This is a genomic window from Solemya pervernicosa gill symbiont, assembly GCF_002020875.1.
Taxonomy (GTDB): Bacteria; Pseudomonadota; Gammaproteobacteria.
The window spans coordinates 63,226-88,831 of the sequence record NZ_MPRL01000002.1 but is presented as its reverse complement, the minus strand read 5'-3'; the positions used below and the strand labels follow the sequence as shown (position 1 = coordinate 88,831).

General features: G+C 54.7%; 13 protein-coding genes and 1 tRNA gene. 5 read left to right on the top strand and 9 right to left on the bottom strand.

The genetic code is table 11. The features are described from left to right. Positions 1–25 precede the first annotated feature (25 nt). Entirely contained in the window at positions 26–322 is a 297-nt protein-coding gene (locus BOW52_RS00965; protein ID WP_078482207.1) for a hypothetical protein, read from the top strand. A 48-nt stretch (positions 323–370) separates the two neighbouring features. Here the strand turns inward: BOW52_RS00965 and secF are convergent, their stop codons facing one another. From secF to queA, 5 genes are all read right to left on the bottom strand, one after another. Continuing rightward, positions 371–1,309, bottom strand: coding sequence for a protein translocase subunit SecF (secF, locus tag BOW52_RS00960; protein ID WP_078482206.1), 939 nt, complete (start codon positions 1,307–1,309; stop codon positions 371–373). A gap of 30 nt (positions 1,310–1,339) precedes the next feature. Then, positions 1,340–3,193: a protein translocase subunit SecD gene (secD, locus tag BOW52_RS00955; protein WP_078482267.1), complete on the bottom strand. Its 1,854-nt coding sequence runs from the start codon at positions 3,191–3,193 to the stop codon at positions 1,340–1,342. Between the two features lie 30 nt (positions 3,194–3,223). After that, entirely contained in the window at positions 3,224–3,556 is a 333-nt protein-coding gene (gene yajC / locus BOW52_RS00950; RefSeq protein WP_078482205.1) for a preprotein translocase subunit YajC, read from the bottom strand. Positions 3,557–3,625: 69 nt separating this feature from the next. Further along, positions 3,626–4,741, bottom strand: a complete 1,116-nt coding sequence (gene tgt, locus BOW52_RS00945) for a tRNA guanosine(34) transglycosylase Tgt (protein WP_078482204.1) — start codon at positions 4,739–4,741, stop codon at positions 3,626–3,628. Beyond that, entirely contained in the window at positions 4,738–5,787 is a 1,050-nt protein-coding gene (gene queA, locus BOW52_RS00940; RefSeq protein WP_078482203.1) for a tRNA preQ1(34) S-adenosylmethionine ribosyltransferase-isomerase QueA, read from the bottom strand. Before queA ends, tgt begins: the two co-directional genes overlap by 4 nt. A gap of 85 nt (positions 5,788–5,872) precedes the next feature. Between queA and BOW52_RS00935 the strand changes: the two genes are divergently transcribed. From BOW52_RS00935 to BOW52_RS00920, 4 genes are all read left to right on the top strand, one after another. After that, positions 5,873–5,959 (top strand) — tRNA-Leu (locus tag BOW52_RS00935). 120 nt (positions 5,960–6,079) lie between these two features. Further along, a complete protein-coding gene (locus BOW52_RS00930; RefSeq protein WP_078482202.1) occupies positions 6,080–7,123 on the top strand; it encodes a glycosyltransferase family 2 protein in 1,044 nt (347 codons plus the stop codon). After that, the gene (locus BOW52_RS00925) at positions 7,120–8,382 is read left to right on the top strand and encodes an NDP-hexose 2,3-dehydratase family protein (protein ID WP_078482201.1); all 1,263 of its coding nucleotides are present in this window, start codon (positions 7,120–7,122) and stop codon (positions 8,380–8,382) included. The genes BOW52_RS00930 and BOW52_RS00925 overlap by 4 nt, the downstream gene beginning before the upstream one ends. 215 nt (positions 8,383–8,597) lie before the next feature. Beyond that, positions 8,598–9,353, top strand: a complete 756-nt coding sequence (locus BOW52_RS00920; RefSeq protein WP_135621906.1) for a hypothetical protein — start codon at positions 8,598–8,600, stop codon at positions 9,351–9,353. Here the strand turns inward: BOW52_RS00920 and BOW52_RS00915 are convergent. The 4 genes from BOW52_RS00915 to BOW52_RS16900 all read right to left on the bottom strand — a co-directional run bounded on the left by BOW52_RS00915 (position 9,320) and on the right by BOW52_RS16900 (position 25,438). After that, positions 9,320–10,204, bottom strand: a complete 885-nt coding sequence (locus BOW52_RS00915) for an ATP-grasp fold amidoligase family protein (RefSeq protein WP_078482199.1) — start codon at positions 10,202–10,204, stop codon at positions 9,320–9,322. The genes BOW52_RS00920 and BOW52_RS00915 overlap by 34 nt on opposite strands. Positions 10,205–10,284: 80 nt before the next feature. Further along, positions 10,285–12,066: an ABC transporter substrate-binding protein gene (locus BOW52_RS00910; RefSeq protein ID WP_078482198.1), complete on the bottom strand. Its 1,782-nt coding sequence runs from the start codon at positions 12,064–12,066 to the stop codon at positions 10,285–10,287. Further along, the gene (locus BOW52_RS00905; protein ID WP_078482197.1) at positions 12,063–12,752 is read right to left on the bottom strand and encodes a response regulator transcription factor; all 690 of its coding nucleotides are present in this window, start codon (positions 12,750–12,752) and stop codon (positions 12,063–12,065) included. The genes BOW52_RS00910 and BOW52_RS00905 overlap by 4 nt, the downstream gene beginning before the upstream one ends. 341 nt (positions 12,753–13,093) lie before the next feature. Beyond that, positions 13,094–25,438: an autotransporter outer membrane beta-barrel domain-containing protein gene (locus BOW52_RS16900; protein ID WP_078482196.1), complete on the bottom strand. Its 12,345-nt coding sequence runs from the start codon at positions 25,436–25,438 to the stop codon at positions 13,094–13,096. Between the last annotated feature and the right edge of the window lie 168 nt (positions 25,439–25,606).

The window sequence follows — 25,606 nt, the reverse complement described above, 5'->3', positions numbered from 1 at the left end:
TATTGAGAGCGTCCAGGAAACATCAATGGCTTCAAGATCTGCCTATCAAATCAAATTCAGTGACATGGCGCTGGAGACGATGATGCGTGACGTGCTGGATGGGCTTGAGGACTTCTCAACCATGGTCGGCTTTGAGGCCAATACGCAGGGCTTTGAGGTTCTGTCGATCACTCCACCTGAACAGTGGGATAGTCATAATCACAGAACCCATGACGTGCAGGGCCTGAAGGGCACGGTAAAGACTGATTCGAACGAGTCAGTTCAGGCTAGCAATCAACGCAGCAGCTACGCTCCTATCACCTACCTACGACCACCTCGATAACAAACAATCTGTTCGGCACCTCCCTGTGCCATCAAGCTAACAGACCTGCTAAGGCAGATCGTCGAGTTCCACACCCTCTTTCTTTACCTGCATCAGATCCTCTTTACTGACACCGAGCATCAGCACCGATGCACTGGCGATGTAGATCGACGAGTAGGTACCAACGACCACACCGATGATCAGCGCCAGGGCGAAGGAGTGGATCACCTCGCCACCGAGGAAGAAGAGCGCCAGCAGTACCAGCATGGTGGTCAGAGAGGTCATCAATGTACGAGCCAGCGTTTCGTTGATTGATGTGTTAACCACATCGACCGGCTCACCCTTACGAATTCTTCGAAAGTTCTCACGTACGCGGTCGAAGACCACAATGGTGTCATTGAGCGAATAACCAATAACGGCGAGAATTGCCGCCAATACGGTGAGATCGAATTCAATACCCAGTAATGAGAAGATGCCAAGGGTGATCATTACATCGTGCACCAGGGCAAATACAGAACCGAAGGCGAAGCGATACTCAAAGCGCAGCGCTACGTAGATCAGGATACCGATCAGGGCAAACAACATCGCCAGACCGCCCTGCTCCGTCAGCTCATCGCCAACCTGTGGGCCGACAAACTCGACGCGACGCATATCAAGCTTTACGCCCGCCTCCTTATCGAGTCTTTCGAGAACGCGGTTGCTGATCTCTGAACTCCCTTCGGTGTCACTGGCAGCGATGCGTATTAGCAAATCCTTTGAGGTACCGAAGTGCTGAGCGGTGGCATCCTTAAAGCCCGCCTCGGCGAGTGTGCTACGAACCGACTTGAGGTCGACCGACTCGGGATAGGCCACTTCAATCAGGGTACCGCCGGTAAAATCGATACCGAAGTTAAGACCACGCGTCGCAAGTGAAAAGATCGCAACCAGAATGAGCGTCGCCGAGATCACCACGGCGAACTTGCGTTTGCTCATAAAGTCGATAGCAAAAGGCTTCTTGGCCATGCTTATGTTTACTCCTGTAAGAGATTCAATGCCGGACTAGATCGAGAGCTTCTCGACGCGGCGGCCACCGTACATCAGATTGATCACCGCACGGGTGCCGAAGATCGCAGTGAACATCGAGGTAACGATACCGATCGACAGCGTGACCGCGAAGCCCTTGATCGGGCCGGTACCAAAGCTAAACAACACGATCGCAGCAATCAGCGTGGTGATGTTGGCATCGGCGATGGTAGAAAGCGCCTTGGCATAACCAGAGTGGATACTCGCCTGCGGCGAGTTACCGAGCCGCAGCTCCTCACGGATACGTTCGAAGATCAGCACGTTGGCATCAACCGCCATACCTACGGTCAGTACGATACCGGCGATACCCGGCAGGGTCAGGGTCGCCTGCAACATCGACAGAACCGCAACGATCAGCACCAGATTCAACGTCAGTGCCATGTTGGCTACCATGCCAAAGGCCCTGTAATAGAAGAGCATCAGCACCAGAACCATGGCAAAACCAATGACCACCGAGGCGAAGCCCTGGTCGATATTGTCCTTACCAAGGCTTGGTCCAACGGTACGCTCTTCAACGATCTCAATTGGGGCTGCCAGTGCACCAGCGCGCAGCAGTAGCGCTAGATCGCGTGCCTCTGTGGTGCTATCGAGACCGGTGATCTGAAAGCGTTTGCTGAGCTGATCTCGAATACGCGCCACGTTGATGACCTTGGCATCACGTACTTTCTTCTTGACGGTCTCGCCATTGATCTTCTTCGATTCGGAGCGGCTCTCGATGAAGACCACTGCCATCAGCTTGCCAATATTATCCTTGGTCGCCTCACTGAAGCGTCCAGCGCCTTTGCCATCGAGGGTGATATAGACGGCCGGGCTACCCGACTGCTGTTCGATACCCGATGCCGCATCGGTAATGTAGTCACCGGTAAGCATCACACGGCGTTTGAGCAGAATTGGGTTGCCGTTACGCTCTGAGTAGAGACGCGCTCCGGCGGGGATACGACCGGTGCGCTTCGCCTCATAGGCGTCACTACCCTCTTCAACCAGGCGGAATTCGAGGGTTGCGGTGGCACCAAGGATCTCCTTGGCACGCGTCGTATCCTGCACACCCGGTAGCTGAACCACGATGCGCTCTTCACCCTGCTGCTGAATGACCGGCTCGGCCACACCCAGTTCGTTGACGCGATTTCGCAGCGTGGTGATATTCTGCTTCAGCGCCTGCTTGCGAATATCACGAATCTTCTGCTCTTTGAGCGAGAGTCGTAGGAAAACACCTTTATCGCTATCCAACTCAGCCTGATCAAGACCTTCAAACGTACTTTTAATGATCGAAAGTGACTTCTCGCGCTCCTCTTCATTTCGGTACTTGATCTTGAGGTTATCCGGTTCCTTCTGAATGGTCAGATAACCAATCTTTTCACCGCGCAGCAGGGTACGAAGCTCACCGACATATCCCTCAAGCGCCTGATTGACTGCGGCCTCCATGTCGACCTCCATCAGGAAGTGGACACCACCTCGTAGATCGAGACCGAGATACATCGGTTCTGCATCGACCGCACGCAGCCAGTCAGGCGTCGCGGGTGCGAGGTTGAGCGCAGTAATGTAGTTCCCACCCATGCGCTCACGCACCACCTCAGCCGCCTTCAGCTGAATATCGGTATTGGCAAAGCGAATCAGCAGTCGATTCCCCTCCAGGCGGCTCGACATCATTTCGATGCCGGCTCCCTTGAGTGCCTGTACCACCAGTTCCTGGCCAGCCAGGTCGATATCACCTGAACGGGCAGAGACCTGAATGGCAGGGTCCTCACCATAGAGATTAGGGAGTGCGTAGAGCCCACCGACCAGCACTACGGCGATAAGGATCAGATATTTCCAGATTGGATAACGGTTCATCATGTTGAGAGCTTGGCCCCAGAGTCCGTGTTAAAGATTTTTGATTGTTCCCTTGGGCATCAGCGTACCGACTGCACCACGCTGAACATGTACCTCAATACCCTTCGCTATCTCGATCTTGGCAAAGGTATCGCCAACCTCGGTGATCTTGCCTAGCACGCCACCATTGGTTACGACCTCATCACCCTTGGTGAGGGCCTCAACCATCGCCTTGTGCTCCTTGGCACGCTTCGACTGCGGACGAATCAGCAGGAAGTAGAAAACGACAAAGATCAGAACCAGCGGAAGGATTCCCATGAGGGAATCGCCCGCCTGTGCTGCTGGCGCCGCTTCGGCCATTGCGTCAGAGATAAAGAAACTCATAGTTACTCCTGAATAATCAGTTAGTTATTTAATAAATCAGTGGCGGCACAACCGCACAAAACGCACGTATTATGACACACCCGGCGCCTTTTGCGACCGCGCCTTGTAGAACGCTTCGACCCACTGCTCCAGGCGCTGTTCCTCGATCGCTTTACGCAATCCACGCATCAGATCCTGGTAGTAGTGGAGGTTGTGAATAGTGGCCAGTCGCGGCCCCAACATCTCACCACACTTATCGAGGTGTTTGAGGTAGGCGCGACTGTAGTTCTGGCAGGTGTAACAACTGCACTGTTCATCAAGCGGACGCGTATCGAAGCGATAGCCGCTGTTGCGAATTCGTATGACACCCTCGCGGGTGAAGAGGTGACCATTACGGGCATTGCGAGTCGGCATGACACAGTCGAACATATCGACACCACGACGCACCGCCTCGACGATATCCTCCGGCTTACCGACCCCCATCAGGTAGCGAGGGCGATCCTCCGGCATATCAGGGGTGATCGCCTCAAGCGTGGCAAGCATCTCCTCTTTCGGCTCACCAACCGAGAGGCCACCGATGGCGTAACCATCGAAACCGATCTCGACTAACCCCTCAAGCGACTCCCTGCGCAGGTCGGCATACATACCCCCCTGCACGATACCGAACAGCGCGTTTGGGTTGTCACTATGAGCAATCTTTGAGCGCTTGGCCCAGCGCAGCGAGAGCTCCATTGAGCTACGCGCCTCGCGCTCAGTAGCCGGATAGGGGGTGCACTCATCAAAGATCATCACGATGTCAGAGCCAAGCTCACGCTGCACCGCCATCGACTCCTCCGGCCCCATGAAGACCTTGCTACCGTCGACCGGTGATTTAAAGGTGACACCCTCCTCCTTGATCTTGCGCATCGCACCCAGGCTGAATACCTGGAAGCCGCCAGAGTCGGTCAGAATCGGCCCCTTCCACTGCATAAAATCGTGCAGATCACCGTGCGCCTTGATCACATCGGTACCGGGACGCAGCATCAGGTGGAAGGTGTTACCAAGGATGATCTCGGCGCCGATTGCCTCAATCTCCTCAGGAGTCATCGATTTGACCGTACCGTAGGTGCCGACCGGCATGAAGGCAGGTGTCTCTACGCTACCACGTGGGAACTCGAGACGACCGCGGCGCGCCTGACCATCACTTCCCAGTTTTTCGAACTTCATCGACACACCTCTTCGGTCTTATTACTTGGGGTACAAAACATCGCATCACCATAACTGAAGAAGCGATAGCCCTGTTTAACGGCGTGTCTATAGGAGGCCATTACATTCTCATAACCGGAGAAGGCAGAGATCAACATTAAAAGCGTCGATTCCGGCAGGTGGAAGTTGGTAATCAATGCATCGATGACACGGAATCGGTAGCCAGGATAGATAAAGATAGATGTCTCACCGCTGTAGGGTTCAAGCTTGCCCGATTGCGCGGCCGATTCGAGTGCACGCACCACGGTGGTACCAACCGCCACGATGCGACCACCGCGCTGTCGGGCGGCTTCGATCCGTTCAACCAGTGCTGCAGAGACCTCAATATGCTCTGAATGCATCAGGTGATCTTCGAGCTTATCAGCACGCACCGGCTGGAAGGTTCCGGCTCCGACATGCAGGGTGGTAAAGGCGCGCTCAATTCCCTTTGCATCGATACGTTTAAGCAGTTCATCATCAAAATGCAGACCCGCCGTAGGCGCTGCAACCGCACCAGGACGTTCGGCGTAGACTGTCTGGTAGCGCGATAGGTCATCCTGCTCCGCAGCACGTTCTATATAGGGAGGCAGCGGGATGTGACCGTGACGATCTAGCAACTCAAGCAGCGGCTTCTCTGAATCGACACGCAGCTCAAACAACGCATCCTGGCGACCTGTCACCTCTACATCAAAGGCATTCTCCAGGCGCAGACGAGAGCCCGGCCTGGGTGATTTACTGGATCGTATATGGGCCAGCGCATGGTGCTCATCAACCACCCGCTCAATCAACACCTCAACCTTGCCGCCACTCTCTTTCTGCCCATAGAGGCGAGCTGGAATGACTCGAGTATTGTTGAAAATCAGCAAATCTTCAGTCTGAAGTAGATCGACCACCGACTCAAACTGCAGATCCTGAGTACTACCTCTCTCACCGTCGAGCACCAACAGACGGCTAGCGCTACGCTCAGGAAGCGGACGCTGCGCAATCAGCTCATCGGGGAGGTCATAATGGAAGTCGGTGCGTTTCATAGGCGCGCGATGTTAACAACTTCACCCAGGGCTTGCGAGTCACCAGTTGCCGAAACAGAACATTTCCGTATACTAGGTCGCCGCTGCCGGGGTGGCGAAATTGGTATACGCAGCGGATTCAAAATCCGCCGGTGGAAACACCTTGACGGTTCGAGTCCGTCCCTCGGCACCAAATAACTATAGCGTCATCACACAAGACGCTTGGCGCTCTACACGAGAGAGTCGAGACAAGGCTTCATCTACTCGCTGGCAGTGCCTCATAGCAGCACCTCTCAACCCTATTGAGTGCACGATGAGTCCAGATGACTGTGTCACCATAATTATCTCCGCCTATGGCCGTCCAATGGCACTCAGCTTGGCGCTTGAGAGCATCTACCAGCAAACACACCGCAACTGGCAGACCCTCATTATCTGTGACCACTGCCCTGCCGAATTCAAGACCAAGTTAAACATTAAAGACAAGCGTGTTGAGTGGATCAATCTTCCTCAGCGCTTTGGCAATCAGTACGGACCCAACTCCATTGGCATTTCACTCGCCGAAAGTGCCTTCATCGCTTTTATGAATCATGATGACATCTGGCTTTCTGACCATCTCGAAACAGCTTTAAAGACCCTACACGATGAGGAGAGTCAGTTTTATCTAGGAAAAACGGCATTTTCACACGCCTTCGATGACGACAAAGATGCTCTCACTCTTGGTCGCTGGACATTTTCAGAACTCAATCACCCAGAGGCTATATGGCGATGCCTGCACGGCCCTAACAGCTTGTACGAACCAGTCAGCGCATGGGTCATCGAGACCGCGACAGCAAAATTCATTGGGCATTTTAGTCCACCTGACACCACCAACTACACACCAGTTATGGAGTGGCTTCAGCGTGCACTTCAAAAAGGGACGAAACTCAGCTTTGGGAAAAAAGTGACATCGCTAAAATTTGATTTACGCACAAAAAAACCGACTACCGAAAGCGGTCTCTATGAATACGACCACAGCCTAAGCAGCCTATTCGATTTCTTTTATAACACTCCGGTAGAGATCATCAGGAATTCGATTGACGAGGACTTGATAAAGAGTGAATTGAGCGGAAACAGGGTAAGACGGCACATGGGCAGACACCTAAATGTATCGCTATTCGATAAGTTACTATTGGTGCATCACAAGCTATGGTTAGCATCGGGAATCAGGCTATTCCCAAGCAAACAGACACTTCGCCCAGGTAAAGAGCAAAGAAATGCTCTTAGAACCTTATCAAGGAGAACGGGAGAGAAGATGAGCGCATTTCCTAACGCTGAGAGAATTAATCGTGTAATCAAAACAATAATAAACAGACGATGACCAACTTAACCCGACGTATTAATTTTTCTGATTGTGATAATTGGCAACTAGACCGAGGTGTCATTAGACACGACACCGGTAGATTTTTCTCCATAGCCTGCATTCAAGACGGCAATGAAGAGCACGTCATGATTGATCAACCCGAAATAGGTTTACTCGGCTACCTTCTAAAAGAGGAGAGCGGCGAACTGTATTGGTTGGTTCAACACAAGGAGGAGCCAGGCAACGCTCCAATTTCTCAACTATCGCCAACTGTCCAGGCGACTCGCTCCAATTATGAACAGGTTCATAAAGGAAAGTCGACTCCCTTTCTCGAATATTTTACTGGCAAAGATAAGTTAGCAGCCGTTTCCGCATCTGAACAAGGCTCTAAGTTCCTCAACAAGTTCAATCGTAACGAAAAGGTACTGCTCTCAGAACAGGAGCTCTCAGAGCACAGCTATCGGTCGTCCAATCATGAATGGCTATCAACGAGCCAGATTAAAGCGGCTCTCCGTGAGAGTTACTCAATTAATACAGATGCGCGATCTGTCATTGCAACTAGCTGTTGGGATCTACTCTTTAAAGATCGTGCACAGCCGTTTAGTAATCCACTACTCCCCTCATCGCTTAACCACGCTCTCGCTCGCTCTTACCAGACAGTAGACAGCAACCGAATCGAGAAGGCATTCAACCTACTCAAGACCTTTAATAGCACCCACAGATCCAGTTACTCACCTAAGGGGCTTGAAGCGATGGAGCATCACACTCTTTCAGAATTGGGCATTGAGACAGAGCAAGGAGAGTCTGTCGTTAACTATTTCGATGTGCAGATCCCTAGCCGCGAGGTCACCCATTGGCAACAACCACTACTAATGCGCAACGAAATTGAAGAGTGCCTGCTCTACATCGCATTAATCGATGGCACCGCCATGGTCTCCATCACCGCATATCCGGAACCTGGTTTTAATAACAGGGTAGAGTTTGGCCCCTCAATGCAGTCTGGTAAGGGGGGGCATAAATACACACCTAACGAGCTCAGTTTAGCTCTATTGAATGCAGACTTGATATGTTCTCTGGAACAGACCGATGAGGGGGGACGCTTCTACCAGAACAGATGTCGATATGGCATTGCCGTAGGAGAAGCACAGACTGTTCTCCTGAAACATGAGAACAGCTGCTGGGTCACACTCGGGGAACTCGAGAAGATGACCGGCACGGGTGGTGTACTGACCAATGAACTCAGAACTAATCTGTCGCTACTACTTGCCTATAGCTAAAGAGGCTTTCATATCGACTCTATTGCCATCGTGGACTTCCCCCAACGCCGTTGATAATCTATGGTTTCATCGACTTACAGATGAACTTTTGAGAGTCCGCCCCTCGTCACCATATCTCTCTGTCTACTCATGGACCCGATTATTAGCGGATAGAAAAGAGGGGCTAACTCCCTCTCGATCAGGGTATATATCTTCGACGTTACGGGGCTAGACCCATGTCTCACCAGCGTGAATCGACGCATAACAGCAACCAACATGCAATGCATTCTAAGATCGACCAACACTCCAGAAACATCCTCTTTTTTGGCGACCCACAGCTCGGTAGTCACCGAGGCTGGCAACGCTTCTTAACCTATTTTCCCAATGCAGAGCATTTAATCTGGAACAAAGGCACACCCAAAGCACCACTTCACCAAGCACTACGTCAGAAGCACTGGGACATAACCATATCCTTCTATAATGACTTCATCTTCGAACATGATGATTTTCCCTTTCTCGGACTCCCGCTCAATCTACATCCCGCGTTGCCGACCATCCGCGGTGTTGGTCACGACCACATACCATTGATAGAGGGCCATCCGGAGCACGGCGGCACACTGCATTATCTTCAGCAACCCCCACGACTTTGGCAAAATGCCGCCGATGTGATCGATAACGGCAGGGTCATTCGCACTCGAAAGCGAGAGCTATCACCGCTCACGAACTACGCTGAGATCCGAAGTGCCAACCAGGAGATCATGCTCGAGATGCTGAGTGAGCTGTGCGAGCAGCTGTTGTCGTGGGGATCGGTCGAATCTGTCCAACAGGCGTTAGATGTAGAAGCGACGGAGAACGGGCACAGCTGGGGAAAACGTTATATCGGTCACTCTGAAAGAGACATTATCCTGAACACCCTCAGGTTGTCAGACCCGAATCACCGCGCCCTTGCTATCGGCAATCAAACAGAGCTTCCGCTACTTTCCAATGCCTGAGCGAAAATCCGATCATATTTTTCAGGATTGAATTTGCTCAATCCATTTAGCGGTGTGAAGGTTAACTCTCCGAAATAGACCTGGCCAGCAACGCTATAGAGATCGACTCTCACATAGTCGAACTCTTGTGAAAGCTTTTGCGCCAGACCAACCATCTCATCCAGAGTCTCCGGTCTCTTCTCTTTCGGACCCATCTCATAGCGACCCCATTCAATGAAAAGATAGTTCCACTGCGGGTCATAGAACGAAACTGACGCCTTGTGTTCACGATCGTGCACAACCGCGATGTATCGAACAACACCATTAAAACAGTGTAATTTATAGTCTTTGGGTAGCTCTCCACCCTCACTCAAAAGGGCCTCAACCACGACCATCGGTTGAATGTTTTTATACTGCCACTCACGGGTATTGAGATAGTGACTATTACGCATCCAACCCTTTAATTGTCGTTTGGCTGACAACCAATCAACTTCCGATTTTTCGCGCACGATCATATTCTGGCCACAGCCGTGATTAACTTTAATCACAAATGGTTCCGGCAACGACGCATAATTGATCTCATCAACATCGTCGGACACTGCTAGCAGCGGTACCAAACAATCCTCTCCGGCGACTTTTTCAACCCAGCTTCTAACCCGATACTTATCGGAGCACTCTGTATAGCGGGGATTTCTATCGTAGAGTTTCCTCTGCAAGATAAACTCATTGATAGTTTCAGGCGGGTTTAATTGCGCCACTTTGCTGAAGGTCTTTTTATACTGATGTTTCAGATAGAGACTATCTGGGATAAGTAAGGCCTTTAGCCTTAACCTTATATTTTTGAATGAGAATTTTGGGGAGTGACGCGACATATCCCGGCAGCGTTAGCAACTATCAGCACCGAAGAGTAGCACGCAATCCTTACGTTAACAGCGCACTGCACGTTCGATAACTAGACCGACTGAACATGTCCAGGAATAGTGACACTGAAGAGCGCACCATCCTGATCCTGACTATTGCTGGCTATTACCTTTCCACCAAAACCCTCTTCAATAAGCTTTTTAGCGATATATAGTCCCACACCAGACTCATCATTCTTCTTGTCACTCACCCCCAGATCGAAGACCCGTTCGACAGGTTTAACGGTAATACCACCACCGTTATCGGAGATCACGAGCCGATAGTGACCATTGGCCGTCATTCGTGATCTCACAGCGATCCGTGGAGAGTCGGTGCCGCGTTCGATAAATACGTCGCGGGCATTATTGAGAATCACCAGCACGGCATGGGCAAACTCAGCAGGATTGCCGTTAAGCTGCACACCATCATCAAAACTTGACGTAATCACAATGCCGTCGAGTTCGAAGGCATCACTTACGAAACTCAGCGCCTTGCGCACGATAGAATCTGGATAGAAGTCGATGCTCTCTCCACCCATTTTCATCAAACCGCTAAACACATCGACCGTACCGGCCATAAACTCGAGGAGATCGTGGCTCTTCGCTGTCGCCCTTCTCACGATTTTTTTACTATCTTCAGAGATAGGTTCATTGAACAACGTCTGCTCAAGCAGCATTACCTGCAGCCCCAGATCATTAAGCGGCTGTTTCCACTGGTGTGAGATGTGATTGACCGATTCACCGATATTGGCAAATTTCGACTTTACGTGAAGCAGTCGTAGTAGTTTTTTATTGAGTGATGAAAATCTCAGACTCAATATAATGGTCACCAGAAGAACCGAGAAAGCGACCGCCGCCACCCTGTAGGCGAGCTGATAATCCTGGCCGCCATTTTCTCTGTAGAGAAAACCATCCAGATCCACTTCACCACCCAACATTCCAAGCGTGGCATAGGTTTCAGCAATATGTTGCCAGCGACCATCCAGCATATAACCGAGTTCAATCAGCTCGGGGTGGATGAGTTTCTGCATCGACTCCATCTCGTAGACCAGCTCCTCCCTGCTCCTCGTGCTTGAGTACTCATTCAGAATCAGATCAATAATCTCTTCTGGGTGGTCCATTGCGTAACGCCATCCCTTGAGGCTGGCGTTACGAAAACGCGCAGCGCGATCTGGATGGTTCAACAACTCATCATCGGTAGTGAAAAAGTTATCGCCATAAAAGTCGATACCGGCAGAACGAGGTGAATAGATATTAATATCCACCCCTCTTTGTCTGAGCGCATAGGGTTCGCTAGTGACATAGGCGGAGATGGCATCAACCTCACCGGCAATAAAACTTTCGAGATTGTGTTCACCTTCTCGAATGTCTGCCAGACCTCGATCAAGGCCTTCAATTTTAAGATAGGCGATCAATTCATCGGCCAGAGGTTCGATCATTAAACGTTTATTGACCAGATCGTGAAGGCTCTGCAAAGCGCTATCACGCCGTGAGATAAGCACATATGGGGAGTGTTGAAAGAGAACCCCGAGCACCACAAGCGGTTTCCCCGCTTCACGCAGCAGAAGCAGACTGCTGCTCCCAACTCCATATTCGGCATCCCCCTTGAGGACCACCTCGGCCGTATTTATATCGGGACTCCCCTCTATAATTTCGACCTCCAGATTGGCATCACGGTAGTAGCCGAGCGCCTCGGCCGCGTAATAACCGGCGAATTGAAACTGGTGTGTCCACTTGAGCTGAAGCCTGACACTGTCAGCAGCTGTTAGAGGGGTGACTATCAGTAAAGAGAGCAGTGCTACGAGTGAACGAGCTGTGAAGCCGATAGATTTCACGCCGACTTGGTCATCAACACCCAGCCTCGACCTGGATGGTTACAGATGACACTGTACTTCAGCTTCTTCCTCAACTCACCGAGCAGGTTCTTCAATGCAGACTCGGTCACCAGCTCATTCGGCCAGATAGTTTTACTGATCTCCGGCTTGCCTATAACTCGATGGGTATTGGACAACAACAGCTCAAGCAGCTGGCACTCTTTACCACCGAGGCTAACCTCTTCGCCATCGACGAAGAGCAGTTTGAAAAGTGGTTGGTAGGTGATCTCATCGGAGATTGCGATCTCTTTTATGAGTCGCTCCAAACGGGCGGCAACGCGTTTTAATACCGGCTCAAGCTTCTTAAAACTGAGGGGCTTAGTGATATAGCCATCAATCTGTAGATTGGCCGCCCGAAACAGATACTCTTTATCGGTATAGGCACTGAGCACGATGACCGGAATCTCACAATTTCTGGCGCGGATTTTCTCAATCAATGACAGACCATCAATACCGGGCATCTCAATATCAGTAATGACGACATCGAATGAATCAGTAGCAAACATCTCCAATGCCGATTCGGCATCGTAGGCGAGTGAGATCGATTTAAAGATGGTGGAGAAGAGCGCGTTCAGCTCTGCATGGATGTGGCGATTGTCATCTACCAGCAGCAGATTGAGATGTTTAAGAATTATGTTTTCGTTCATGATCAGCGACTACTCTACCGCCCCCGGTATTTCTCCCTGTATTCCAGAGGCAACATTCATGTTTTGAACAAGTCTAAGAACCAACAATACACCAACTGAACCAAACCTTTAATCACCGCCGGCAGCAGAACTCATTTCTCGGACCCGTTTGAGACCGGGCTTCCGTTAAAATTCAGCCCAATTGTTAGAACAGCGATTCATTCGTAGTACGCCAATCGGCCCGCTTCAAGATCGATAGACCTCCAATCCCTGGAGGTCATGCCTAGAGTTAGTAGCTCGTATCTCCGAGCATTTTTGTGGCGACACCCGTCGCCACCTTTTTAATTCCCTGTTCACTGAATCTAGAAAGGCAGACTCAGCTTGATCATGCCACGTCTGGCATCGATTCGATCCGACCGAATCATGCCGTACTGAAGCTGTACGGTGTAGTTTTCGCGCGTCAGATAGTCGAGGCTCAGTGAGCTGTGGTAGGTGGTATCACCCAGATTAATCGCCACAATCATCGGATCAATTCCATCTGGCGCCCCCTCTAGACCCGCCCAGACCGATGTGGTTGGCTCATCGATATAGAACTGCGCCCCCAGATTGGCCGACAGGCGTAGTCTGTCGCCCGAGTTAAACTCCACCTCGTGACCGAAATCGACCGCTGGCCTCACCCAACCGAGCGTCTCATCGTGCTCATAGAAGGTCAGACTAAGCGGACCCGCCCCTGTCTCATTGGCGGTCTCAGATGTAACACGGGTCAGACCAATATCGAATTGGGGCCTGAAGTAGCTGCGCTCACTCTCAAAGTCGTAGGAGAGGCGCAGTAACGCACCCAGGGCATCGGTCTCACGCTCTACCACGGTGGCAAAGGGATCGACTACCACACCGGTACGCTCAGTATCGCTGCTGTTCCAGCCGTAGGAGAGTGCGGCGGCCAGCTTGGTCGGGCCATAACTGCGCTTCAGTGCCAGACCAAGATGTCGTGACACCCCTTCAGAGACCCACTGACCGTTGAAGCCCTTGGAGTGAATGCCTTCGTTTGAGAAGCCAACACCGACCGACCACTCATTCTCCAGTCGCTGCTGTGCACCCACGGCAACACGTTGGCTGGTGTGATCGATCTGCTTGTAGTCACCGTAGGCGCTGTGTACCGCCTCGCCCTTCTCAACCACACCCCAGCTGCAGCTCCCTTCACGATTGAAGCGATAGGCGCCATCCGTCTGTTTGCAGCTCATCATGCGCTGGCCAAACTCCTGGCTACCACTAATCAGTCCCACCTGCTGTGCACCGTAGAAGTCTGGCGACATCTGCGAGAGGGTATTGCGGTAGGTTTCCATGTTATCGGTATAGAGCAGATTGACCACGGTATCGGCCAGTGCCTCAGTGCTGCCCGCCGCCTGTACCCGGTTAAAGTAGTCGCCTACCTCATTGAGATTGTCGCTCATGCCGCTTGGCGAGAAGTCGACCTCATAGTCGAGCACCGCACTATTGGCCGTTGGGTAGTTCACCTCATAGGTGATGACCATCGATGGCGCGGTAGTCAGGAACATACCGCTGTCTGTCACGCCCTCTTCACCGGTAAAGATATCCTTCTGGAACACTCCACTCGGCACCAGCTGTGGGTTAAGCAGCCTCACATCGATCTCACCCGCCAGATCGGCTGCACCACTCATCGCGATGTTGTCGATCAAATCGGTACCAAAATCGAGTTCCGCATAGGTGATTCCCGTTGCAGACTGGGTGAAGCTGCCACTCAGCGTGGTCGGCTGTGCCAATCCAGTATCACCGATATAGAGCAGACCATCATTGAGCATCAGGTTCTCCCAACCACCCAGCGAAAGGGTTGGCCCTGAGACAAAGATCGCATCCTCATGGTTATTGAAGCTGTTTGCACCACCACCCAGATCGAACTGACCGTAGATGAGTCCGTAGTTATCGATTCGGTCATCACCCGTTGAGCCAAGCAACGTAGAAGCTGCCAGCTCATCGAAGGTCATCATCGAACCGTAGTTCGTTACCCGATTGGTAGCACCTCCGGAGAGCCAGACACCCGCGCCATCCTCACCGGCATAGAGCAGCGACTCGGCTGCCAGGGTGATTTCGATATTACCGTTACCGTCGTTTGCCTCAGACTGGGCAAAGATCGCCACACCTTCACTACCACTGGCAATTACATTGCCGGTGAGATCGAGCGAGATTGCACCGGCCATACCACTACCACCAGCGCTGCCGGCATAGAGACGATCGACCATCCCGCCACCACCGCCGAGACTCTGAGCCACAACCGCGATAGAGCGATCACCCGAGACATTGATCTCACCCGTTTGGGTGAAGGTAATATCGCCACCATTGCCACTGTTATCGCTGTTGAACCGATAGACGATGTCGGCCTCATCCTGGTCAGTCAGCACCAGGCCGCCACCGCCGCCAATCGATTGCAGAACAATGCCGTGTGAAAGCTCACCCTCGGTCCCGATTACACCACTATTGACCAGTGTGATAGCGCCGCCATTTCCGACCGAACTACCCGTGGCACCAAAGACAACCTCCAGATCTTCCACTCCAGTGGAACGGATGTCACCACCACCTGCACCGATGCTCTGCAGCACAATAGCTGGCGAGCGAATACCGGCCGTCACAACATCACCGCTGTAGGTCAGGTCGATCACACCTCCATGATCACCTACACTGCCGTCGCCACCGAGTGTGATGGTGTTGTAGACAGGTGCTGCTGCCGGCGCTGCGCCCTGTGCCTTGTAACGTTTTGCGCGCGCTGGTGCTGCTGTCGTAGTCGTTGCGGGCAGATTGGCGACCACTGAGACCTGCCCACCTCCTCCTCCAATGCTTTGCACATTGATGCCATCGGAGAGATCACCGAGCGTGTAGACGTTACCTGTTCTGGTGGCAGAGACATTGCCACCGCCACTGTTACTGGAGTTACTGCTACCGAGATTAATCGTCACATTGGCCTGAGCATCACCATCAGCACCCAATTCGATGGTGCCACTTCCGCCACCACCACCGATCGATTGCGTAATGCTGGCCGAGGCGTTCTCACCCCAGGAGATCAGATCACCGACATGACTCGCCTCAATGGCGCTGCCAATCGCATCCTCCACCCACTCGGTACCCAGGGTAATGGGAGTGGTGATAAAGGCTATCACCTCATCGACAAAACCGTCGTTGGGATCAAGCACGACGCTATCGTCACCATGCTCAGCAGCGTTCTGGCTTAGATCGAGGAACAGTTCAACATCACCACCGCCGCCGTTGACCGACTGGGCAAAGATCGCCTGACTGTTATCGCCCGTAACGGCGATAGTGCCGGATGAGTTAACCGTGACACTACCCGCAACGCCGTTACTGCCATCTTTACTACCCAGCAGCAGAGGCAGCACATAGTCTGCAGCCGTCCAGAGTGAACGGGAGATGGCGATACCGGCAGAGCCGCCACCACCGCTAACCGTCTGGGCAAAGATACCGTAGCCATTATCACCATCAACGACGATCGAACCGGTGTGATCAATGGTGATATCGCCACTGTCAGCACCATCACCGCCCCAGCCTCCGATCGCACCATCAAGCAGCATCTGTTCCTGATTGAAACCGGAGCTGGCCGTTGCATAGGCACCACTACCGCCGCCGCCCCCCACACTCTGCGCAAAGATACCGTAGGAGCCCTCACCGGTGACCTCGATCGAGCCACTGTTATCGACCGAGACACTTCCAGCAGCATTACCGTCACCACCGCTACCGCCGATGGCGAAAGCGATCTCATTGCTCTGCTCTTTAACAGCCCCCAGCACCGTATTAATCGAGGTTGCTGAGCCGCCATTGCCACCGCCACCGCCGATGCTCTGCGCCACGATGCCATGCGCCGCTGCACCCGAGGTGAATATACCCCCTTCGTTTATCACACCGACATCGGTGCCGATGCCACCTGTACCACCTGCACCACCCATGCTGAAACTGAGCGAACGGTTGATTGCCGATGCCGATGTGCCAGAGGTGTGGCTAAAGGTTGTTGTGGTACTACCGTTACCGCCACCTCCTCCAACACTCATCGCCATAATGCCGTGCGAACCATCACCCGCCGTGATTATCAGCCCGGAGTTCTCCTCACCCTCTTCGACCAGATTAGAGACATCAACACGACCGGCAGCAGCACCCGTGCCACCGCTGCCACCAATCGTCAAACCGATCTTGTTCGAGTTTTGATCACTGGTGCCGTTAGCCGTACGAACACTGCTAATGACATGGCTCGCATTACCACCACCGCCACCGCCACCGATGCTCTGAGCAAAGATCGCCACCGATTGATCATCGATGGTCTGGATCGCGCCACTATTGGTCACCTCAACAGCACCAGAGACTGCGCCATCGCCACCATCTCCACCCATCGCCAATGAGAGCGAGTACTGGGTACTATCTGCCTTATCTGCGGTGGCCGTCAGCAGATTTGCGGTGATTCCGGCTATACCACCACCACCACCAAGACTCTGTGCCAGGATGCCGTGTGAGAGGGTGCCATCGGTCACCACGATACCGTTGTTATCAACCGTCACCTCACTGCTCGATGCGCCGGTACCACCCGCTCCACCCATGGTAATGTAGAGACTATTGGCCTGCGGCTGGGGACCACCCGCACGGCCCATGCCACCGGTACCGCCACCACCGCCGATACTCTGACCCAGAATACCGATCGCCGCTTCACCGCTGGTCTGTACACCCGCCTCACTAACAATCGAGATCACCCCACCGATGCCGCCCTCGCCGCCCTCACCACCGAGCGAGAGTGCTGCCTTGGTCGACTTGAATGTCGCACCAGTCGCATTACCACCGTTACCACCGCCACCACCAACACTCTGAGCAAAAACTGCGTGCGAACCATCGCCTTCAGTCACAACAGCACCTGAGGCATCAACATCGACGCGACCCGCTGCACCACCAACACCACCCTCAAGGCCGATAGCGACACCGAAGCCGTGAATCGGTGCGTCGGACGATTTCGGTAGACTGCCCGAGACACTGGTCGATGAACTATTGCCACCACCGTTACCGACACTCTGTGCGAGGATGCCAAAGGCATCATCACCAAAGGTATGGACCGTACCGTCTGAGCTAACTGCCACATCAGAGCCAAAACCACCTGTACCACCCATGCGACCGATCGAGATGCCGACCTTACCGCCACTCTGTTTCGAATAGGCGATATCCATACCGGTGTTGCCACCGCCACCACCGATGCTCTGCGCCAGGATGCCGGTCGAACCGACACCGTAGGTCTCGATGATGCCGACGTGATCGACCGTAACCTCCTCGCCGTTACCACCATCTCCCGTGGCTCCACCGATGGCGACGTTGAGACCGAGGTTCTCCTCACTCTTATCCGCATAGGCCAGCGCCAGATTGAAATTGGCGTTACCGCCACCACCGCCGATGCTCTGTGCCAGCACACCCTGACTAAAATCGGCCTGGGTCAGAATATTGCCGTAGTTATCGACATCGACACGCTCTCCATGACCCGCCTCGCCACCGGCACCGCCGATTGCCAGCTGTATCGCATAGGCGGGTTTATCGGCTGAATCAGGCGTATCGGGATCGGGATCGGGATCTGGATCGGTGTGACCGTTGCGTCTGTTTAGCTCGTCGATCACGCTGTCGAAGTTTGAGAAGACGCTCTCATCGATACCGGGATAGGTCGGATGGGTGCGAGTGGAGCCACTATCAGGCGCAGGGTCCAGATCGGGGGCTCCCCCGCCACTGCCATCGGCAAAGGTTGCTGAGAGCATCAGGTTGATACCGGCATCACCACCGCCACCGCCGATACTGGAGGCCTCAATACCGATACTGCCCTTACCGTTGGTTGAGATAAGACCAGCATCACTCTCAGCTGTACCACGTCTTACATCAACGGCATTAGCGTCACCACCACCGGCACCAAAGCCACCGACACCGATGCTAATCGGGGAACTCTTCTGCGCAACATTGGCGCTAATGTTAATTCCACCGGTACCGCCACCACCACCGAGACTCTGGGCGTAGATACCCCGGGCATACTCACCCACGGTAGTAATTGCACCGGTTGTCACTACTGTTACAAGACCGGCATCTGCGCCATCACCACCATGCCCGCCGAGACCGGCAACCAGGGTGAAATCACTCGTATCTCCAGAGTTGGCCGAATCGGCCAAAGCGCCACCTGCGGCGACATTAATGCCACCATTACCACCGCCACCAGCGATACTCTGGGCGAACAGACCGTGAGCCCAGTCACCCTCGGTGACTACCGTGCCCTCATGCCCAATCAGGACATCGCCACTCACCGCACCAATACCGCCAAAACCGCCGATGCCAACTGTCACGGCAGGTGTTGTACTCTCCTTGCTGATCGACATCGATCCGCTGATATTAAGCGCACCGTTACCACCGCCACCGCCGATACTCTGGGCGACAATCGCTGAAGAGCCACGCCCCCAGGATGAGGTATCAGCCACGGCATCGAGCGTCACGTCACCACCCGTGCCACCATCGCCACCCAGACCACCCAGACCACCCAGACCAAAGACGATCGGTGCATCTGAGGTCATCCCTCCACTGATATTGATGCCACCATTACCGCCACCGCCACCAACGCTCTGTGCCAGCAGTGCCGAGTGTTCATCACCAAAGGAGTCGATCGTTTCACCACCAGTCACCGTCAGGTCGACACCACCTCCCGATCCACCATCACCACCAAAGCCACCAACACCGACCACCAGTGCGTGGCCATCACCACCCTTGCTGTAGGAGACACCACCGCTGATGTTGATCGCACCGTTACCTCCACCACCACCGATACTCTGCGCGACGACACCGTGTGAGCCGCCAGCCGCTTTGGTGACGTAATGCGCAGGGATAACCTCTTCGGTCTCGGGATCGATCGACTCTGCCACCAGTTCTCGCGCTAGTGCCGAGACGGTTCCATCAAAGTCGAGATCAACACTGCCCGCATCACCACCACCCGCGCCGAAGCCGCCGATACCGATCGCAGCCGAACCACCGGTTCCAGTATTACTGAGCGAGAGTGCGCCACTGATATTGGTACCGCCGTTACCACCACCGCCACCGAGCGACTGCGCCATCACCCCGTGTGAATTGGCACCACTGGTATTCACTACACCACTACTGTCGAGGGTGACATCACCAGCATCGCCACCACCACCACCAAAACCACCGATACCGACGGCGATTGAGGCACCGCTATTACCCGTTATATTGGCCGTGCCTGAGATATTGGTGCCACCATTACCACCACCGCCACCGATGCTCTGTGCCACTACGGCACTGGCATCATCACCCGCAGTTGCGATAACGGGCCGCGCCTCGGTTGCCGTAACACGGCTGATGACACTGCCGGCATTACCACCATCACCACCAAATCCACCGATACCGACGCCGACGCCGACCACGCCACCATTACTCTTGCTGAACGACGCCGCACCTGTGACGCTATTACCACCGGCACCACCACCGCCACCAACACTCTGCGCCAGGATTGCGCTTGCACGATCACCGCTGGTGACAACACCGCCGGTCACAGTGCTATCAACAGCACCCGCCTGACCACCACCGCCACCAAAACCACCGATACCTACAGCAACCGCACCGCTACCGGTACTGACCGCTGATATCGAAGCGGAGACAGTATTACCACCGCTACCGCCACCACCGCCGATGCTCTGCACCAGCACGCCCATGGCATCATCACCTCCGGTTTGAACATATCCGGTCACACTACTGAGCAGATCACCCGAGAGCCCACCCGAGCCGCCCGAGCCGCCGATACCAACCGTGATGGCACCACTGCCGCTGCTTGCTCCGGAGAGCGCACCAGCCACCGACATACCGCCGTTACCACCGCCACCACCGATACTCTGCGCAACCACGCCCGAGGCGCTATTACCCTGAGTCGTCACGCTACCCTCAACCGTTGAGGTCACACTATTTGATGCACCACCACTACCACCGCTGCCGCCCAGACCTACCGATACCGATCCACTACCGGTACTCGTACCAGAGATAGTGCCGCTTACAGAGAGACCACCATTACCGCCTCCGCCACCCACTGACTGTGAGAGCACCGCAACGGAGTTATCACCTGAAGTCGCGATAGTGCCGGTGACGCTGGTATCGACGATACCGCCCACTCCACCCGTTCCACCCGAACCACCAATTGAGACGGCGACACTGCCGCTACCGGTTGCCGCGCCCGAGAGTCCGGCTGAGATGTCATAACCACCGTTACCGCCACCACCGCCGATGCTCTGCGCGATCACGGCACCAGAGTTGTCACCCTCAGTGGTGACATCATTAGTCACGCTGACGGTCACCGTTGAACCATCACCCCCCGATCCACCGCTACCTCCCAGACCGACACTGACGGTGCCACTACCGGTACCCGCACCAGAGCCCGAACCGGAGATGTTGTAGCCACCACTACCGCCACCGCCACCACCACCACCACCACCACCACCACCACCACCACCGACCGACTGTGCCAGCAGGCCGACGGACATCTCGCCGAGGGTATGGATATTCCCACTGGTGGTTACATCGACAGTTCCGGCCGAACTACCCGAGCCACCTGAGCCACCCAGACCAACGCTGACCGAACCACTGCCGACACCGGCGGCCGCCGCACTACCAGAGATGTTGTAACCTCCGCTACCGCCGCCACCACCGATGCTCTGTGCGATCAGCGCTGCGGAGCGATCGCCCTCGGTATAGAGCGTACCCTCAGTCACTACCGAGACATCACCTCCTGCACCGCCGGATGATCCCTGGCCACCAAGCCCTACCGATACGGCACCACTGCCGGTACCTGAGAATGCAGAGCTGCCGGAGATGTTGTAACCACCACTACCGCCACCGACGCTCTGTACCAGCACCGCTACCGAATCGTCTCCATAGGTGGAGAGATCGGCCAGGATATCGAGTGCGTTGACCTCACCACCGTCACCGCCGCCACTGCCACTGCCACCCAGTCCGACACTCACCGCGCCACTACCAGTACCAGCAGCTGCACCACTGGCGGTGATTGAATAACCACCGTTACCACCGCCACCACCAACACTCTGCGCAACAAAGGCGTTCGAGTTACTGCCACTGGTAGAGATACCGTTACCATCATCATCAACGCCGCTGACATTGACGCTGACATTGACGCTGCCACCGTCACCGGCCGCACCACCGCTACCACCCAGCCCTACCGATACGGCACCACTACCAGAGCCAGAACCCGACAGCGTGACGGTAATTGAACCGCCGCCGTTACCGCCACCACCGCCGACGCTCTGTACCAAAATGCCGGTAGCGTTAGAACCTGAGGTTGAGAGGTCGCCACTGTAGTCGGCAGTAACACTATTGCCATCACCACCCGTGCCACCCGAACCACCCACACCCACGGAGACCGAACCACTGCCGACACCGGCACCTGCCGCTCCGGCAGAGATGGTCAGGCCAGCGTTACCGCCACTGCCGCCGACCGACTGAATAACCGCACCATCCGAACCGTCACCCTCGGTCTGAATATCGACCGTGAGCTGCGCATTGACCGTGCCACCGCTATCGCCATCACCGGCACTACCTCCAACCCCGGCCGCAACCGCACCACTACCCGCACCGGCACCCGCTGCCGCACCGCTTACGGTCATACCACCGTTGCCGCCACTGCCACCGACACTCTGAATCACTATCGCATCAGACTGATCGCCACGGGTGTGTGACTGCCCATCAAGCGTTACATCGACGTTGCCACCGACACCCCCGGTACCCGCATCACCACCGACCGCAACTGAGACAGCACCACTACCCGCCGCCGCAAGGCTGGCAGAGGCAGAGACCGTGGTTCCACCATTGCCACCGCCACCACCGACGCTCTGTGCAACAAAACCGTGAGAGAGATCTCCTGAGGTGTTGATATTCAGGGTGCTATCAACATCGACTATGCCGCCGTCACCACCACTACCACCCTCTCCACCCAGCGCCACCGACACGGAACCACCCGAGACACCTAACTGAGTCGCCGATGAGACGGTCAGCCCTGCATTACCACCACCGCCACCAACACTCTGCAGCAATACACCCGTCGCACTATCACCACTGGTGGTGACTGCTCCGCCGGTACCATCGAGTTCAACTCGACCGCCATCACCACCACTACCGCCATCACCACCCAGTGCGACTGAGACCGCTGCGAAGGTACCAACGGTTGCCTGAACCGTGGTGCCGCCATTACCACCGCCACCACCAACACTCTGTGCCAACACACCCACTGAACGGTCGCCGAGTGTGGTCAAAATTGAGGGAATCTGACTACCGCCTGAGTCAAAGCTATCCATGGTGACGGTAACCTCGGCACCGTCACCACCCGAGGCACCTGAACCACCGATTGCCAGTCCACCGATAACGGAACCGGAGTAGCTCGATCCACCGTTACCGCCACCGCCACCGATTGCTTGAGCAACGATGCCAAAGGCGTCGTTGCCCGCCGTTGAGATGATGCCACCGTGACTCACCGTGACATGGTCGGCATCACCACCCGAACCACCACTACCACCAATCGTGATCAGGCCGCCGCTGCTACCACCATCACCACCGCCACCACCAATACTCTGGGCGAAAATTGCGGTCGATTTATTGCCGAGGGTTGAGATCGATCCATCATTATCGATGGTGACCGCATTGGCGTTGCTGGTTGAACCACCGGAGCCACCGATCGCCACCAGTCCACCTGAACTACCACCGGCACCACCACCACCGCCGATGCTCTGGGCAAAGATGCCACGCGCCAAGTCACCTTCAGTACTCAATGAACCACTATTGCTCACCGAGACCACACCGCCCGTGCCACCGGCAGTGCTGCCGCCACCCAGTGCAACCAGTCCACCCGATGACCCACCACTACCACCACCACCACCGATACTCTGGGCAAAGATGGCATCGGCACCACTCCCTTCAGTGGTGATCGAACCCGTTGCGGTGTTGGTCACCGTCACCGTGCCACCATTACCACCACTGGAACCGCCACCACCCAGCGCAACCAGACCACCCGAACCACCGCCCGAGCCACCGCCGCCGCCGATACTCTGCGCAAAGATGCCGCGTGCATCGACGCCTGCGATTGAGAGCACACCGCTGTTGGTGACGGTCACGGCCGCACCGTTACCACCGGAGCTTCCACTACCGCCCAGTGAGACCAATCCACCACCGGCATTGGCCGAACCGCCACCACCACCGATGCTCTGTGCCTGAACCGCGTGTGCACTAATACCCAGGGTTGTCACCAGGCTACCGGCATCATTGGTTATCTCGACACTACCGGCGTTATCACCCGTTCCGGCCGAGGCACCGAATGAAGCGATACCACCCGCACCACCACCATCACCACCGCCGCCACCGATGCTCTGAGCAAACACACCGACTGAGTAATCCCCATCGGTATAGATCTTCGCCGTTGAGGTATTTGTTATAGAAACTGCACCACCGGTTCCACCGGTCGTGGCATCACCACCAAAAGCGACGATGCCGCCTGCATCACCACCGTCACCACCAGTGCCACCGATGCTCTGACCAAAGACGCCGTGTGCACCCTCGCCACGCGTGTGAACCGTACCGAGGTTGGTAATCGTTACCGAACCACCATTACCGCCATCGGCACCACTACCACCAGCCCCGACGATGCCCCAACTATCACCACCACTTCCCGCGGCACCACCAACACTCAGGCCGTAGATTCCGTGTGAACCCTCGCCAAAGGTATTGATATCGGCCTCATTACGGATATTTACACTACCGCCATCACGCGCCTCACCACCTGAACCACCACCAGCGAAGATATAGCCGTTACCACCATCACCCGCGATGCCACTCTGGCTATAGGCAAAGATTCCCTCAGCATGATCGGCCGTGGTTGACACGTCGGTCTTATTTGTCAGCGAAACGCTTCCGCCATTGCCGGCATTGCCACCTGAATAACCATCAAAGACACCATAGGCGTCACCACCGTCACCACCATCACCACCGACGCTGGCAACAGTAATTCCGGGGGTCTCCGCAGATGTGGAATTGATCGTGCCATGCGTCGTCTCCACGACGCGATTGATGGCCGGACCGGTCGCTCCATCGTCACCATCCGAACCCGCCTTACCGATCGTGAAGCAGCCAAAAAAACAGATCTCAATGCCGTAGGCGTTACCACCATCATCACCGTCTCTGCCGGTTGAAACCTCATCGATGACACCCGAGGTGGCCACCGGCGCAACAAACTCCCCAGCACCCGCTCCGCCGCCACCGCCACCGTCGACGACATAGCTGGTGTACACGTCCTTAGACGTTGCGACCTCATCGACATCAGCCGGATCGAGTTTTAAGAAGACGCTAACAACATGACCCGCACCGTTCGTACCCGTAGAAACAATCGTGTAGATATTACTGCCGCCAATCTCCTGAACGGTTTCTCCAACTGTTGTCTTGGTCAGAAGAAAACCACCATCACTGGTCACCACATACTGAATCTCGCCGGAGCTGGCAGGAATCAGTTCGACAACGGTGGTATCGAGTCCGGTCACTGGATTGAGAACGGTGTCACCTACGTTACTCGCAGGTGTGGGTGGAACAGCCGCTGATGCAGAAACACTAAAAAGCAGCAGAAACAGCACAACCGCTGTTAACAGCAGGTATCGAATAGAAGAGGTATTGGGATGATTAATTCGAGAATATGCTGAGCGAGCGCAACCACTAGACGCAGGGTTCGTCGTGTTATTCACTTCAATGTTCCTTATTTAAAGCGAATCGACTACCGAATTAGTAGATCAGAGAGGCAGTGA